Below are 14,433 nucleotides of genomic sequence, written 5' to 3' on the forward strand. Positions count from 1 at the left end.
TTGATATAGATTTGGTAACCGTAGTTTTCTCATGGGCAACAGGGTGGAGTTTATGATCAATTATCAATCTCAACGAGGCCTTTCTGCGATTGCTTGGCTTGTATTGTTAGCGGTGGTTGGCTTTTTTGGCTTGTGTATCGCCAAAATGGCGCCGGTTTATGCTGAAAACTATTACATTGTTAACGGTTTTAAGTCGCTGACGAAGCAAGGTGGCAATGAACTTAAAAATATGCGCAAGCAAGAAATTAGTCGCAGCTTGAGTAATTATTATTCGATTAATAATGTGCGCTCTCCCGGTGCTAAAGAGCTTGAATTTCAGCCTACCAGTAAAGGTATGCTGGTGATTAATCAGTACGAAGTGCGCGTACCGTTAATCGCCAATGTTGATGTAGTGATGAGTTTCTTCAATGTGCTGGATACCAGCGCCCCAGAGGAGTGCTGTGGCCCACCTGAGGAAATGCTCAGCGGTGAATAACATTGTCTTAACCCGACTGCAATCTAAACTCAACTATGAGTTTGATGATCTAGCACTGTTCTCTCTGGCATTAAGCCATCGCAGTGTGGGCGCTGCCAACAATGAGCGGCTGGAGTTTCTCGGCGACTCAATTCTCAACTTTATTATTGCTCGCGCTTTATTTGATCAGTTCGAGTCGGCTCGCGAAGGCCAGTTGAGTCGTCTGCGCTCGCAATTGGTTAAGGGAGAAACTCTGGCGGAGTTGGCGCGCGAGTTTGATTTAGGCCCGTGCTTGTTGCTCGGTGAAGGAGAAATGAAAAGCGGTGGACAAAGGCGTGATTCGATCTTGGCCGATGCAGTAGAAGCCATTATTGGGGCGATATACATCGATAGTGACTTCGATACCTGCCGTCAATGTGTACTGCGTTGGTATCAGCCACGTTTGGATGATTTAAATTTAGACAATCCCGCCAAAGATGCCAAAACTCGGCTGCAGGAGCATTTGCAAAGTCGCAAGCAGCCACTGCCCGATTATCAAGTGGTGAACATTGAAGGCGAAGCTCACGCTCAAACTTTTACGGTTGAGTGTCATGTTAGTCTGTTAAAAAACCCCGAAGTTGCTACTGCTAGTAGTCGTCGCGTTGCCGAAAAACAATCCGCAGCCTTAGCGCTGAAAAAACTTGGAATAGATTGACCCTATGGCTGAATCCTTAGCTAATGATACCCGCTGTGGCTTTGTCGCCATTGTCGGCCGCCCCAATGTGGGCAAATCCACTTTGCTTAATCATATGCTGGGGCAGAAGGTCAGCATCACTTCGCGCAAACCTCAAACCACCCGTAACAACGTTACCGGTATTAAAACAGAAGGGCGCGATCAGATTGTTTTTGTCGACACTCCGGGGCTGCATAAAAATCAACCCAAAGCGATTAATCGCTATATGAACCGAGCCGCTGGTTCGGCTATGAAAGATGTAGACTTAATTGTGTTTGTCGTCGACCGTCTAAATTGGACAGAAGAAGACGAAATGGTGGCACGCTATGTCGAAAATAGCCACTCACCCGTGGTGCTAGCGGTCAATAAGGTGGACCAAATTGACGATAAAAACACGCTGCTGCCTCACCTTCAGTCTCTGTCTGAGCGCTTAAAAGCCGATGAGATTATTCCTCTGTCCGCACTGCGTGGCATCAATTTAGATCGCCTGCACGATCTGATTTTAAACTACCTGCCGCAAGGGCCACATTTTTATGAGGAAGATCAATTTACCGATCGCTCCTCGCGTTTTATGGTGGCGGAAATTATTCGCGAAAAAATTACCCGCCAGCTGGGTGATGAGTTGCCCCACCAAATGGCCGTCGAGATTGAAGAGTACAAACACGACGGTAAAACCTTGCATATTGGTGCGCTTATCCTGGTGGAAAGGGACGGGCAAAAACGTATTTTGATTGGCAATAAAGGCGATCGTATTAAGCAGATTGGTCAGCAAGCCCGGCAAGATATGGAAGCGCTGCTAGACAATAAAATCATGCTTAAGCTGTGGGTCAAAGTTAAGTCTGGTTGGTCAGATGATGAGCGCGCATTGCGCAGCTTGGGTTACGACGATCTCTAACCAATACCGCCGGTAGTCAATGGGTATGCAGCGTATCGAATTTGAACCGGCCTATGTTATTCACACTCGCCCCTATCGGGATACCAGCCTAATTGTCACGTTTTTCAGCCGCCACTATGGTGTGGTGGCTGGGGTGGCGCGCGGTCAACGAAAAGCCAGTAAAAAACACAACAAAACCCCCATGCTCCCCTTTACACCGCTGCTGATTAATTTGCAGGGCAAGTCCTCTTTAAAATTAATCAGTCATTTTGAATGGGCGGGAAACACCAAAACTCTGCAGGGCTACGCACTTTATTCCGGTTTGTACCTGAATGAATTGCTGGTGCGCTTGCTGCCAGAGTGGGATGCGCACACCAGCCTCTATGATGATTACCAGTGGGCGCTGGGTGCTCTGTCTGAAGGAGGGGATATCGAAGTGATACTGCGCCAGCTGGAGGGCAGGCTACTCGATAGCCTTGGGGTCAATATTAGCTGGCACACTCAGGCCGGCTCCGAGGAGCCTATTCGCACCGATATGCACTACCGGCTGGACACACAGGCAGGCTTTGTTCCACTGTTTAATGCGAGTGAAGCCGGTGCCTTATCCGGGGAGGATATTCTTCAGGTGGCCGCTGGCAATTGGCGCCATGAACCGGCGCGCAGGTTGGCAAAGTATACTCATCGGCAGCTATTACAGCCTTTGCTGGGGGCAAAACCGCTGCAGTCGCGCCAGCTATTTCAATAATAAAGCGGTTGTGCCCACTTCTTAGAGCGAGGCTAGCTCTTATCATTCGTTAACTGTTCGAATATTTGGTCGAGATTTTGCTCTTCTCGCCACTGTAGAATTTGTTCGATGGCATTGTTAAGTGCATTAATTTCGGCTTCGAGATTCTCAATTTGACCAGCCTGCAGGACTTTATCCAATAGGCCCGATAAGCTGCGCAAATGGGGCACACCGGTATAGCAGCAACTACCATATAGCTTGTGAATTAGCTCTTGTAGGCTTGCCCAGTGTTGTTCTTGATAGGCCTCATTAATTGCTTTTTTCTCCTCACTCAAGCTATCCAGCAGCATAGTCAGCATATCTTTGGCTAATGTAACTTTATGATTGGCTAAGGATAAACACTGAGGTAGGTTGACCGGACTATTAGGGTCGGAGGCTTCGCAATCACTGGAACCTGGGGCTTCCAGTACGCGGCGGAGCTGGCTCGACATACCAGTCCAGCGACTGAGCATATGATCGAGCTGCTTATCGGTCACGGGTTTGCGTATGCAGTCATCCATACCGCCAATAAGTAAGTCAGTTTTTTGTTCGGTCACCGTGTGGGCGGTGAGGGCAACTATAGGGGTGCGCCTACCACTGCGTTGTTCTTTTTCACGAATACGCTTCGTCGCTTCAATACCATCCATGCCGGGCATTTGGATATCCATAAAAATAATATCAAAATTGGCGCGGTCGAATAAGTCTAAGGCCTGCATGCCACTGACAGCCTGAGTTACATTCACCCCTAAGTCGTGCAGAAATTCGGTAGTTAATTGTAAGTTGGCCTCGTTATCATCCACTAAAAGAACATCTAATTTTTCTTGTTCTTTTATCTCAATAGGTGCCTCTTCAGTTAAATGTAAATCCAATGCTTGGCTGATGGCGTCTAATAATGGCTGACTTTGAATTGGTTTGACAATAAAAGAGATGACTTGGTTTTCAGGGTGCTGATGGAAAAAATTTCGATGTGCTGGTGTACAGCAAACGATTACTTTACAGAAAAATTCCACATTCAATTGCTCTGCCATATTGGCTATCAACGCTGGCGGCAGACGACGTTCGTCTGGTGAAATATCCCAAAGCATGAGTGAGTACTTTCGCCCTTGAGCTTGCTCGGAGCGTAAAATCGGAATGATATCGTGCACGGAATTTACCCAGAGAGATTCACCTTGCCAGCTCTGCATTAAAGATTGCAGTTGTCCGAAGGCCGCATTGCTCTGCGCGCAGACGAGTACCCGATGGTTTTTTAAAGCGTTGTATTCGGGGGCGATATAATGCGGGTCTACGCCTAAGGTTGCTGTAAACCAAAAAGTGGCTCCAGGCTCGGCTTCGCTCTCGACTCCAATATCTCCCTGCATTCTGTCTACTAGTCCCTTGCAAATTGCCAGACCTAAGCCGGTTCCGCCGTATTCACGCGAGGTGGACGCATCGGCCTGAGCAAAGGCGGAGAAAAGTTGATTTTGTTGTTCTTGCGATAGACCAATACCTTGATCGCGGACGATCCCTTTGATAGTGATTTGATTTTCTTCAAAGTGGGTTAATTGAAATTCGATTGTAATGGTTCCGCGCTCACTGAACTTAATCGCGTTGCCTAACAAGTTAGATAGAATTTGTGAGAAGCGCAGTGGGTCTCCCATTAGCTGCGGCGGAATATTATTGTCGATAATCGTGGTAATTTGTAGATTTTTTTCTGAGGCATCAAACGATAGAGTTTCCACCGTGGATTCCACCACTTGACGTAAAGGCAAGGGAGCGTAGTCGAGCACTAATTTTCCGGACTCTATTTTGGAAAAATCTAAAATATCGTTGATAATGGTCAGCAAATTATGGGCTGAGTCGTGAATGGTTTGTACATAACCGCGCTGCTTTTCATCGAGCTTCGTTTTTAGGGCAAGGTTCGAAAAACCAATAATGCCATTGAGTGGGGTGCGAATTTCGTGGCTGGTATTGGCCAGGAACTCTGATTTAATTTGGCTGGCTGCGAGCGCCTCCTTTCGAGCCATATCCAGTTCAATATTCTGTACCTCGATCGTCTCCATAGTTTCGCGTACGTCGTGCATCGACTGTTCAATGTGTAATTGCATATCACCTTGAGCTTGTTCTTGCGCCTTGGCCATATCATTGACCGCTGCGGCCAAACACTCAAACTCATAGGCAAAGTATCCGTTTACTCGCGCGTTCAGTTGACCGGCGCTAATTTTTTCTACCGCGGTGCGAATCAAATGCAGTGGCGTGGCAATATTGGCATTGAGCTTGACGGCCAAATAACCCGCCAAAAGCAAACACGCCATAGTCGCCAACACCACAATCAATAACACCTGATAGATCGTTATCCAGTAAGGCGATAACAGCAATTCAATTTCCAGCCAGCCTAAGGCTTGCTGCCCTTCGCTGTTAACAATGGGGTGGTGATAGCGGATAGAACCTTGAGTTTGTTTTTCATGGACATGGCCATTGGCCACAATTGTGTCCGTAGTGACTGCAAAAAATTTAGGGCCTACATGGTAGTCGAGCTGGTGGGTGGTGTCGTGCACATGAATGGCCCTAACCAGTGGTTCCTCCAAAGTGGCTTGAATCAGGGCTTCTAGAATCGCGGGGTTGTTAGCCGACAACGAAATATGAGCAAGGTTTGCGGTTTTCTCTGCCAGTAGCCAGCCACGTTTTTCGACAAAGTCATCGAGCTTGCTGACAAACAAGAATGTCAGTGTGGCCGACAGCAAAAGCGAGATACTGATGGCGGGCAGGAGGATAAGCCTCCATACTTCGGTTTTTACGCTGCTTGTTTTCATGGATTATGCTTATCGTTGATTATCACGCAGTAATTGATACTTGCCCCGAGGCTCCTTAGAATAGTCGCCTTTTGCGCTGCGCTGCAAGTCACTGAGGTTCATATGGATTTTCCTACCATCGATGCATATGTGGGCAATACGCCCCTGGTGCGAGCGCAGCGCCTGCTGCCCGCCACAAGCAGCAATACCCTGTTGCTTAAACTGGAGGGCAATAACCCGGCCGGTTCGGTAAAAGATCGCCCGGCGCTATCGATGATAGAGCGGGCCGAAGCGCGTGGTGATATTGCTCCCGGCGATAGTTTAATTGAAGCCACCAGCGGCAATACCGGTATTGCCCTGGCGATGGTGGCAGCCATTAAAGGCTATCCGATTACCTTGATTATGCCCGATAACAGCACCGAAGAGCGCAAAGCCTCAATGGCCGCCTACGGCGCCCAGCTAATTTTGGTCAGCAAAGAGCAGGGCATGGAAGGCGCACGTGATCTGGCCCTGCAAATGCAAAGTGAAGGCAAGGGTAAGGTGCTCGATCAATTCGCCAATGCCGATAACCCCGAGGCGCACTATCGCGGCACCGGGCCGGAAATTTGGCAGCAAAGCGGCGGTACCATCACCCATTTTATTAGCTCCATGGGCACGACCGGTACCATTATGGGCTGCTCGCGTTACTTAAAAGAGCAAAACCCCGCGGTGCAAATCATCGGTTTGCAGCCGGAAGACGGCGCCGCCATTCCGGGTATTCGCCGCTGGCCGCAAGAGTACTTGCCGTCTATTTACGAAAACCAGCGCGTGGATCGTATTGTCAGCATGTCGCAAGGGCGAGCCGAGCAAGCGATGCGCGATCTGGCTCAGCGCGAAGGTATTTTTTGCGGCGTCTCATCGGGCGGAGCCGTAGCGGCCGCGCTGGAGCTGGCCGAGTCGGTCGAAGACGCGGTTATTGTCGCCATCATCTGTGACCGGGGGGATCGCTACCTCTCCTCCGGTTTGTTTAACCGCGCTTTATGAAATCGCGACGACCCGGACACGGCAACCGGGGCCGCAGGCCGCGTCAGGCCGCCGCAGTGCCGACCGAGCCGGTTACCTTAACCATTGACGGGTACATTCACGATGGCCGCGGTCTGGCTCGCCACCAGGGCCAAGCGGTGTTCGTCAGCGGCGCGCTGGATTCCGAGCAGGTTGAAGCCCGCTGGACTAAGCGCCAGTCGCGTTTTTCTGAGGCGCGATTACTGCAAGTGCTGAGTCCATCGCCCCAGCGCGTTGAGCCGGCCTGCAAACACTACGGTCGTTGCGGCGGTTGCCAGTTGCAGCACGCCAGCCATGCCCATCAATTAGAGATTAAGCAAAACAGTGTGCTCGACCAGCTGGCCCGAGCCGGTGCCCCAGCGCCTCAGACACTGTTGCCGCCGATCGTCGGTAACCCCTGGCACTATCGCAGCCGCGCCCGCCTGGCGGTTATGTTCGACAAGGCGGGGCAGTTGAGTTTTGGTTTTCGTCGCCAGGGTGATAGCCAGCTGGTGAACATCGAGCAGTGCCCGGTTTTACCCGAGAGCTTGCAAGGCTTAATTGAGCCGCTGCGTGTGTTGTTGCAACAGCTGGATGTCAAAGCCGTTAGCCATGTGGAGCTAATTGCCACGCAAGATCAGTCGGTTGTGATCTTGCGCCACACCCGAGCGCTTAAAGCCGAGGCCTGCGCGGCTTTAACGCATTTTGCCGAGAGCCAGTGTTGCCAAGTGTGGCTCAGCCCCGACAACCAGCAGTTGACCGATATCGCCGGTGAGCCGCTCGACCCCAGATTGTCCTTTGCTCTTGTCGGTGGCAGTCTAGAACTTAGGTTTCATCCGCTGGACTTCACTCAAGTCAATCCCGAGATTAATCGCGCCATGGTGGATCAGGCGGTGCGGCTGTTAGACCCACAGACAGACGAGCATGTGTTGGATTTATTTTGCGGCATTGGCAACTTCTCATTGCCCTTGGCGCAACAGGCCGGCCGGGTAACCGGCGTGGAGGCCATCAAAAGCATGGTGGCGCGCGCCGGCGAGAATGCGCAGAGTAACCAGCTAAGCAATCTTGACTTTATCGCCGCGGACTTAGAGCAGGCCTCACTCAAAACGCTGCAAAAGAAGATTGGTCAATTTCACGCGGTGTTACTCGACCCACCGCGCGCCGGCGCCGCCTTGGCGTGTCAGCAGCTAGCCGAGACCGCAGCCAAGCGTATTCTCTATGTGTCGTGTAATCCGGCCACTTTGGCACGCGATGCCCATAGCCTGACTCAGGCCGGTTTTAGTCTCGACAGCTTGGGTATTATGGAGATGTTTCCCCACACCTCTCATGTCGAAACCATGGCCCTGTTTACTCGCCGTTAAAAGCAGGTATGATCATGCCATCGTGTTGGGATGATCGGATGCCATGTATCACCAGTATTTTGGACTAAAAGAGCCAGCTTTCTCCATTGCGGTCAACCCGCGCTATCTGTATATGAGTGAGCAGCACCGGGAGGCACTGGCACACTTGCTCTACGGTGTGCAGGGCGGCGGCTTTGTTTTGCTTACCGGTGAGGTAGGGACGGGTAAAACCACGATTATTCGCTCATTGCTGGAGCAGCTGCCCGAGGGCACCGACCTGGCCATGGTGTTTAACCCCATGGCCGAAGTGCCCGAAATGCTGCAAATGATTTGCGATGAACTGGGGGCGAAGTACCCACCGGAGAGCCCCAGTATAAAAACCCTGACCGATACACTGCACCGCTACCTGCTGGATAACCACAGCCGCGGTCGGCGTACCGTTTTGTTGATTGATGAAGCTCAGTTGTTGTCACCCGAGGCGTTAGAGCAAATTCGCCTGCTCACTAACCTCGAGACCAACACACAAAAGCTACTGCAAATAATTTTGGTCGGCCAGCCCGAGCTCAACCGCCTGTTGGCCCAGCCGCGCTTGCGGCAATTATCCCAGCGCATTACCGCCCGGTTTCATTTAAACCCGCTAACTCTGGCCGAAACGCGCGCTTATATCAGCCACCGTTTGCAGGTGGCCGGGCTTACCGGCGCGCGCAATCCATTCCCCGAAACCATTGTGCGCAAAATTTTTTCTTACAGTGGCGGCATTCCGCGGCGAATTAATATTCTCTGTGAGCGGGCCTTAGTCGGGCTCTATGGTCACAACAAAGATCGGGTCGACCGCAAGATTCTGCAGCTTGCCAAGCGCGAAGTAAACGGCGTTCCAGGTGCCTCGGCCGCGGCGCTCAACCGTCGCAGCGCGAGGCATTGGTGGCCACAGGCATTGCTATTGTTATTGGGTGTTGCCGCAATGACCGGCTGGTGGTTTATCTCAGAGGCGGGGCGGGGCGAGCAGGGCGCTGCGGCCGATACCGTCGTGGATGCTTCGCCCGAAGCCAGCCCGGTGGTTCCCGCCGAGCAAGTGCTGCCCCCGGTGGCGACCCAAAGCCCCTCTGTGCCCGACTACAGCATTCGCTATTTGTCCGATGCCCAGGCTCAACTCGCCGCCCACAGCGGTTTATCGGGCTCGCTTATCTGTCTAAATGGCAGTGCTCAGGCGGTGGCTTGTGAAGTGGAACAGGTTGATACCTGGCAGGCGTTGGTGGCACTCAACCGCCCGGTATTATTAACCCTGACCACGGAAGATAAATTTCGCGCCTATGGGGTGCTGACGGCCATTGATAAAGAAAATGCCGAACTGTTAGATGCCAGTGGCAAACCCCATAGCGTAGCACTGGCCGAACTCGGCGCTCGCTGGAATGGCCAGGTGTTGTACCTATGGCACAAACCGCCCGGCTATAACTCCGGGGCAGCCGTCGGAGTGGGGGATCGTGGCCCCTTGGTGCGCTGGCTGGCGCAAGCCTTTGCTCAGTTGGATGGGCAGGCGAAACCCCTCGCGGAGTTGAAATTTACCCAAGCCCTGGCCGATCGCTTAAAAATTTTTCAGCGCAAACACGGCTTAACAGTAGATGGTATTTTGGGGCAAAAAACCATCTTGCGGCTCAATGAACGCCTGGGTATAGATACCCCACTGCAGGTGGAGGGGGACTGGTAATGTCGCTACTACTGGAAGCTTTACGCAAGGCCGATCGCGAGCGCGAAGGCAGCAATCACCCCGCCGGGCTAGACACCGCCCACACGCCAGCGTCAACCGAGCCGAATCGGGTTAATTTGCTGCTCATCGCTCTGGCCGTGGCGGTAGTGCTATTGCTCGCGCTGGTGCTCTGGCTTACCTTGCGCGCGTCGCCGCCCAATGCCGTGACCACCGAGCCGCCTGCCCCCGCGGTAAAACCGCTAGAGCCCGCAACAGCAAAAGCGCCGCAGCCGGCCCAGCCCAGTCAGCCGTTAACGGCGGCTGAACACTCAGAAACAAGCGCAGCGGCGAGCGCTGTCGATTCAGCCAAGAGTTCAGGGGCAAATACAGCGGCAGAATTTGACGATAGTCGGCAGGTTTCAACTTCTGCGGATGGCGGCGTCAGTATGATTGGCGAGGCCTATAGCGACGCGGCCCCAGCGCTTGAGCGGGTGACTGATATCCCAGAGCCCGAGTCTCCCAACCCGCCGACCACCGCGCCTGCATCAGAAGATGCCGAAGTGTTGGCACTTTATCAAAGGGCTGCAGAACCGCAGGGGACTAGTAGCCAAAAAGATAGCGCCGGGCAAAGTAATAAGACGACTCAAACAAGCGAGCCACCCAGCCCCTACGCCGAGCTCGGTGGGGTCAGGTCACTGCCTTTAGCTGCGCAAAATGCCGTACCCACCTTAATGTACGCCACGCACAGCTACGACCCGGCAGGGGATAGTTCGGTGGTGATTAATGGCCGAATCCGGCGCGCGGGCGATACTCTGACCGCGGGCATAGAGCTGGAGAGTATTGAGGCCGAGGGCATTATTGTGCGCATGGGCGAGCACCGCTTTACCCTGAAAGCGCTGTCGAGCTGGGTCAATATGTAGCGACCGACCTTAGAGGTTACGCTTCGCGCTGGCCAATGGGGCGGGCGGGGTTACCGGCCACAATGGTATAAGGTGCCACATCGCGCGTGACGACACAGCTCATGCCGGCCACCGCGCCTTCATGCAGGGTGACACCATCGGTGACCCCGCAGTGGCTGCCCAGCCAGACATCCCGCTCTAACCGAATACCCTGCGAGGTGACCGGCTGTTCGCAAATAGGACGCCCCGCTGCCAGTCCGTGATTAAAAGCGTACAGATGGCTGTAGGCGGCCAGGCGGCAGTGGTCGGCAATATCGATCCCCGCGCTGCCGCCATCTAAGGTGGCGTGATGATTGATTGAGACATGGCTGCCAATGCGAATGGGCCCGTGCAGGGTCGCATCGCCGGCAATATAGCTGTTGTCGCCAATAATAATATCGCGGCCGGGCTCGGCAAATATTTGTGCGCTCGGGGCGATAAACACATTTTTGCCGATGGTCACTGTCTCGAGCGCCATCAGTGTTTGCTGAATGTCCTCTTGCCAGGGACGCGCCCAGGTTAAGTGTTTGGGTTTTAAGCGGTAGTAGAGCCAGGGCATAGCGCTCAGGCGTTTTTTATGCTGTTCGGTATAATCCATAAAACATCGGTGCGGTAGAGGCAAACGCGTATTGTACGCCACTGTTAATCGGGCGTGTGATCGGGCGTGTTGAACTGACTGAGTGCGGCGGCGCGGCTCGCAATGAGACAATCATTATTGATGCAGGAAAATGAAAGGTGCCCGCCGCCGAGCGCAGTTTGATTGAGCAGATTCACCGTGTCACGCGGAACAAGGGCGTGTGTTGAAGCTTTCGGTGGAGCATCGAGTGGACGCTCTCAGGTTGCTTGTAGGCAAGGCCGGCGCGATCCCTGTGCGCTTCTCCTAGCCTGTTGCGTTTCCCGTTGTAGTGTTCCGGTATTGTGTACACTCTCGTGCACATCTGCATTGGTGATTGCAAGCAACCCCTGGCCGGGATGATGCAAATCACCGAGGGCGCTAGCGGCGTGCGGACACCCAACTAAAGTGTAACACTTGCCTCGATTGTCACCAGTGGCTACTTAGTTTTTCTCGTACTTAACGAATATTTTGATACCAGTTAGAGTAATAAGATGTTTGACGTCATTTGGCAAAACGCAGACGCGCTGGTCGTGCATAAACACGCCGGGGTGGATTTTCATACCGATGCAGGCGCCCCCGGCTTATTTCAGCAGGTTAAGCGTCAGCTCAACCTTGCCGAGCTCTACCCGGTACACCGCCTGGACAAAGTCACCTCGGGCTTGGTATTGATGGCAAAAACTCAAACAGCCAACCGCGAACTGTGCCAGCAGTTTGCCGCGGGCGAGGTGGAAAAGTTTTATTTGGCATTGAGTGCGAAAAAGCCCGCCAAAAAACAGGGGCGTGTTGTGGGCGACATGGCCCCGGCGCGGCGCAGCGCCTGGAAATTATTGCGCAGCCAAGAGAATCCCGCGCGCACAGCGTTTATTTCTCAGGCCGTATCGCCCGGGGTGCGCTTGCAACTGGTTAAGCCCAAAACCGGCAAAACTCACCAAATACGGGTGGCACTAAAAAGTGTCGGCGCGCCTATTCTGGGCGATACACTCTATGGCGGCGCCCCGGCCGATCGGGTCTACCTTCATGCCTATCAACTGGCAATAGTGCTTAAGGGGCAGCACTACCGCTGGCAATCAATGCCACAAACCGGAGAGCTTTTCCTGCAGGCGGAATTTTTGCAATGCATGCAAGCTTTGGGCTCGCTGGACGATTTATCCTGGCCGGGTGTATGAGTTTTTGTCGCGCAGGCTGCATTCGCATTGTCGGTATGATTGTGCTGTTAACCGGCATCGCGTGCAGTGATAACCGCACTGACGCCAATCCCCCGAATGCCGATAACTATCAACTGCACTGGCGCACTTGCGACAGCGCCCCCGAGTCTGTGCGCTGCGGCGAGCTGATACTGCCCGGCACTCTGGATGTATTGTCGTTCCGTGTGCTGCGCTATCAAGGTGACAACAAGCAACCCGAGCCGCTTATGTATTTACAGGGTGGCCCCGGCTACCGTTTGGATTTTAGCGCGCGCGGTTTACAAGCATGGTTAGGGTTTGCCCAACAGGCGGGAATCAGGCGCGATTTAATTTTACTCAACCGGCGCGGCAGTAACGATCAGTGCCGCGAGTACCGGCAGGCCAGACGGCGGACGTTGTTATTAGCGCCCGAGCGTATCAACACCGGCCTCAATGCCGATGAAGCACTGATACAGTGTTTAAATCGCAGCGATACTCTGGCTGTTACTGACTATGGTACCCGGCAAAACGCGGCGGATGTACGGGCTTTAATGCGGTTGTTGGCCGTGCCAGGTTGGCACGGCTTGGGGGTGTCTTACGGTACGCGTCTGGCTATTGAATTGGCAGGCACTGCCGGGCTGCAATCACTGGTGTTGGACTCGGTCTACCCGCCGGGGATGGGCGGTGTTTTGCAATCACCGCAGTTGCTCGGCCAAAGCCTCGACAATATGGCCGCCGCATGTCGTACCGATGCCCAGTGCCTGCGAGCCTGGCAAACCCACTTTGCCGACATAAGCCTTTCCTCCGAGGCTTTTATGCACCAGCTGCGCATCAGCCTTGCGCGGCTGCAGGAAAACCCCGTAGATGTCACGGTCACGCTCGACGGCTGGCCCGAGACAGTATGGGTAACCGCGCCGCGCTTTCTTTCGGCCGCATTTAGCGCCGCTTATAACCGCCACCGCTGGCCCCGTCTGGTGGCCGCCATGGCTGCCACCGAGCACAGTGGGCGCAAAGCTCTAAGTCAGCTGATGCAATTGAATGTGGGGCCGGCAACGCCAGGCCAGGGCAGGGCCGATACAGTCGCGCGCCTGGCTCATACCGCCGTGGACTGTCGCGACAATCGCCTAGGCAGTGAGCAAGAGTATCAACAGGGGCTGAGTAAAGTCGGCTGGCTTAAGCCCTATATGGCCGGCACCTGGCAGGGGCAAATTTGTCAGCACTGGCTCAATGCCATTGATCCGGTCATCTGGCCCGCGCCGAGTGCGCTTGCCAAGGTGCCTCAAGTGACACTACTTGCCGGCGAGTTTGACCCCATCACCCCGGTCAGCTGGGCCGAAATGGTCAGCCATGACTGGCCCCAGGTACAGCTGTCGGTATTCCCCGCCAGCGGCCATTCCGTGCTCAACAATAGGCCCTGCGCACTCGGGCAGTTGGAGCGGGTTTTAAATCGCGAACAAAAAACAATTGAGGTGTGCGAGTGAGGGCTTAACCTGCGTATTGCCTCAATGGCAATGTCGCAGGTTAAGGGGGTGAAGCGTTAAAGAGAGGTTAAAGTTTTTAATCGCTCACCTACGAGTCTCGTTTACTCGTAAAGGCATAAATAAGCGGTGTCTTGCGCAACTTTAACACCAAATTTTTGGTTGGCTTCTACCTCAAAGCTCTCGCCTGATGTGTAAGTAACCCACTCATCACTGCCTGGCAGTTTTACGGTCAGCGCGCCGCTGATAACACTCATATACTCTTTTTGGCTGGTGCCAAATTCGTAGTCGCCGGGGGCCATAACGCCGACGGTGGCGGGCAGTTTTTCGCCTTTAAAAGCGATGGAGGCAACGTTGCCTTCGAAGTAGTTGTTTACATCAAACATGGTTAATCCTCGCAAAATGGGGCGGCAAGGCTAGCGGAATTTGACGGGTTTGGCTAGCCGGTGTCAAAAAAACGGACATATCGACCTATGCCACCGCTGCTGTCTGACTAAAATATATTCAACTCGGTGGCAGGTTTGTCAGCGCGGAATCTCTGGAGTCCTGTCGCGACGAATGCAGTACAATCTTTGCCATCAATGCGCGTGGTGGAGCGCGTTCACGCACAATTAAGGGTGTAG

13 protein-coding genes are annotated in these 14,433 nt (G+C 53.5%); 10 read left to right on the plus strand and 3 right to left on the minus strand.

The window, feature by feature from the left end:
* Window positions 1-52: 52 nt before the first annotated feature.
* The 4 genes from Q4563_RS07835 to recO are packed head-to-tail and all read left to right on the plus strand — an operon-like array spanning window position 53 to window position 2,785.
* Window positions 53-475, plus strand: a complete 423-nt coding sequence (locus Q4563_RS07835) for a DUF4845 domain-containing protein (protein ID WP_303604160.1) — start codon at window positions 53-55, stop codon at window positions 473-475.
* Complete coding sequence (gene rnc, locus Q4563_RS07840; protein ID WP_303604161.1) at window positions 468-1,148, plus strand: ribonuclease III; 681 nt, start codon at window positions 468-470, stop codon at window positions 1,146-1,148. The genes Q4563_RS07835 and rnc overlap by 8 nt, the downstream gene beginning before the upstream one ends.
* A gap of 4 nt (window positions 1,149-1,152) precedes the next feature.
* Window positions 1,153-2,061, plus strand: coding sequence for a GTPase Era (gene era, locus Q4563_RS07845; protein WP_303604162.1), 909 nt, complete (start codon window positions 1,153-1,155; stop codon window positions 2,059-2,061).
* A 25-nt stretch (window positions 2,062-2,086) separates the two neighbouring features.
* On the plus strand, window positions 2,087-2,785 hold the full coding sequence (gene recO / locus Q4563_RS07850; protein WP_303604163.1) for a DNA repair protein RecO: 699 nt from the start codon (window positions 2,087-2,089) through the stop codon (window positions 2,783-2,785).
* Window positions 2,786-2,817: 32 nt separating this feature from the next.
* Here recO and Q4563_RS07855 read toward each other — a convergent pair whose 3' ends face one another.
* Window positions 2,818-5,592 (minus strand): response regulator, encoded by a 2,775-nt coding sequence (locus Q4563_RS07855; protein WP_303604164.1) that lies wholly within the window; start codon window positions 5,590-5,592, stop codon window positions 2,818-2,820.
* Window positions 5,593-5,694: 102 nt separating this feature from the next.
* On the opposite strand from Q4563_RS07855, the gene cysM reads away from it, so the two are divergent.
* From cysM to Q4563_RS07875, 4 genes are read left to right on the plus strand one after another with little or no spacing between them, the layout of a single operon-like run.
* A complete protein-coding gene (cysM, locus tag Q4563_RS07860) occupies window positions 5,695-6,594 on the plus strand; it encodes a cysteine synthase CysM (protein WP_215975458.1) in 900 nt (299 codons plus the stop codon).
* Window positions 6,591-7,952 carry a 23S rRNA (uracil(1939)-C(5))-methyltransferase RlmD gene (gene rlmD, locus Q4563_RS07865; RefSeq protein WP_303604165.1) on the plus strand — a complete coding sequence of 454 codons (1,362 nt, stop codon included), beginning with the start codon at window positions 6,591-6,593 and terminating at the stop codon, window positions 7,950-7,952. The genes cysM and rlmD overlap by 4 nt, the downstream gene beginning before the upstream one ends.
* Window positions 7,953-7,995: 43 nt before the next feature.
* Window positions 7,996-9,636 (plus strand): ExeA family protein, encoded by a 1,641-nt coding sequence (locus Q4563_RS07870; RefSeq protein ID WP_303604166.1) that lies wholly within the window; start codon window positions 7,996-7,998, stop codon window positions 9,634-9,636.
* On the plus strand, window positions 9,636-10,535 hold the full coding sequence (locus Q4563_RS07875; RefSeq protein WP_303604167.1) for a general secretion pathway protein GspB: 900 nt from the start codon (window positions 9,636-9,638) through the stop codon (window positions 10,533-10,535). The genes Q4563_RS07870 and Q4563_RS07875 overlap by 1 nt, the downstream gene beginning before the upstream one ends.
* Before the next feature lie 16 nt (window positions 10,536-10,551).
* Here Q4563_RS07875 and Q4563_RS07880 read toward each other — a convergent pair whose 3' ends face one another.
* The gene (locus Q4563_RS07880) at window positions 10,552-11,151 is read right to left on the minus strand and encodes an acyltransferase (protein ID WP_303604168.1); all 600 of its coding nucleotides are present in this window, start codon (window positions 11,149-11,151) and stop codon (window positions 10,552-10,554) included.
* A 509-nt stretch (window positions 11,152-11,660) separates the two neighbouring features.
* Here Q4563_RS07880 and Q4563_RS07885 point away from each other — a divergent pair.
* Window positions 11,661-12,335 carry a TIGR01621 family pseudouridine synthase gene (locus tag Q4563_RS07885; RefSeq protein WP_303604169.1) on the plus strand — a complete coding sequence of 225 codons (675 nt, stop codon included), beginning with the start codon at window positions 11,661-11,663 and terminating at the stop codon, window positions 12,333-12,335.
* Window positions 12,332-13,813, plus strand: a complete 1,482-nt coding sequence (locus Q4563_RS07890; protein WP_303604170.1) for an alpha/beta hydrolase — start codon at window positions 12,332-12,334, stop codon at window positions 13,811-13,813. The genes Q4563_RS07885 and Q4563_RS07890 overlap by 4 nt, the downstream gene beginning before the upstream one ends.
* 101 nt (window positions 13,814-13,914) lie before the next feature.
* Here Q4563_RS07890 and ppnP read toward each other — a convergent pair whose 3' ends face one another.
* Window positions 13,915-14,196 carry a pyrimidine/purine nucleoside phosphorylase gene (gene ppnP / locus Q4563_RS07895; RefSeq protein ID WP_215975466.1) on the minus strand — a complete coding sequence of 94 codons (282 nt, stop codon included), beginning with the start codon at window positions 14,194-14,196 and terminating at the stop codon, window positions 13,915-13,917.
* Window positions 14,197-14,433 lie beyond the last annotated feature (237 nt).

Source organism: Gilvimarinus sp. 1_MG-2023 (assembly GCF_030548285.1).

Bases quoted from the DNA above. Each gene is read 5' to 3' on its own strand.
- Q4563_RS07835 (WP_303604160.1), top strand. From the start codon at position 53: ATGATCAATTATCAATCTCAACGAGGCCTTTCTGCGATTGCTTGGCTT.
- era (WP_303604162.1), top strand. From the start codon at position 1,153: ATGGCTGAATCCTTAGCTAATGATACCCGCTGTGGCTTTGTCGCCATT.
- recO (WP_303604163.1), top strand. From the start codon at position 2,087: ATGCAGCGTATCGAATTTGAACCGGCCTATGTTATTCACACTCGCCCC.
- Q4563_RS07855 (WP_303604164.1), bottom strand. From the start codon at position 5,592: ATGAAAACAAGCAGCGTAAAAACCGAAGTATGGAGGCTTATCCTCCTG.
- cysM (WP_215975458.1), top strand. From the start codon at position 5,695: ATGGATTTTCCTACCATCGATGCATATGTGGGCAATACGCCCCTGGTG.
- rlmD (WP_303604165.1), top strand. From the start codon at position 6,591: ATGAAATCGCGACGACCCGGACACGGCAACCGGGGCCGCAGGCCGCGT.
- Q4563_RS07870 (WP_303604166.1), top strand. From the start codon at position 7,996: ATGTATCACCAGTATTTTGGACTAAAAGAGCCAGCTTTCTCCATTGCG.
- Q4563_RS07875 (WP_303604167.1), top strand. From the start codon at position 9,636: ATGTCGCTACTACTGGAAGCTTTACGCAAGGCCGATCGCGAGCGCGAA.
- Q4563_RS07880 (WP_303604168.1), bottom strand. From the start codon at position 11,151: ATGGATTATACCGAACAGCATAAAAAACGCCTGAGCGCTATGCCCTGG.
- Q4563_RS07885 (WP_303604169.1), top strand. From the start codon at position 11,661: ATGTTTGACGTCATTTGGCAAAACGCAGACGCGCTGGTCGTGCATAAA.
- Q4563_RS07890 (WP_303604170.1), top strand. From the start codon at position 12,332: ATGAGTTTTTGTCGCGCAGGCTGCATTCGCATTGTCGGTATGATTGTG.
- ppnP (WP_215975466.1), bottom strand. From the start codon at position 14,196: ATGTTTGATGTAAACAACTACTTCGAAGGCAACGTTGCCTCCATCGCT.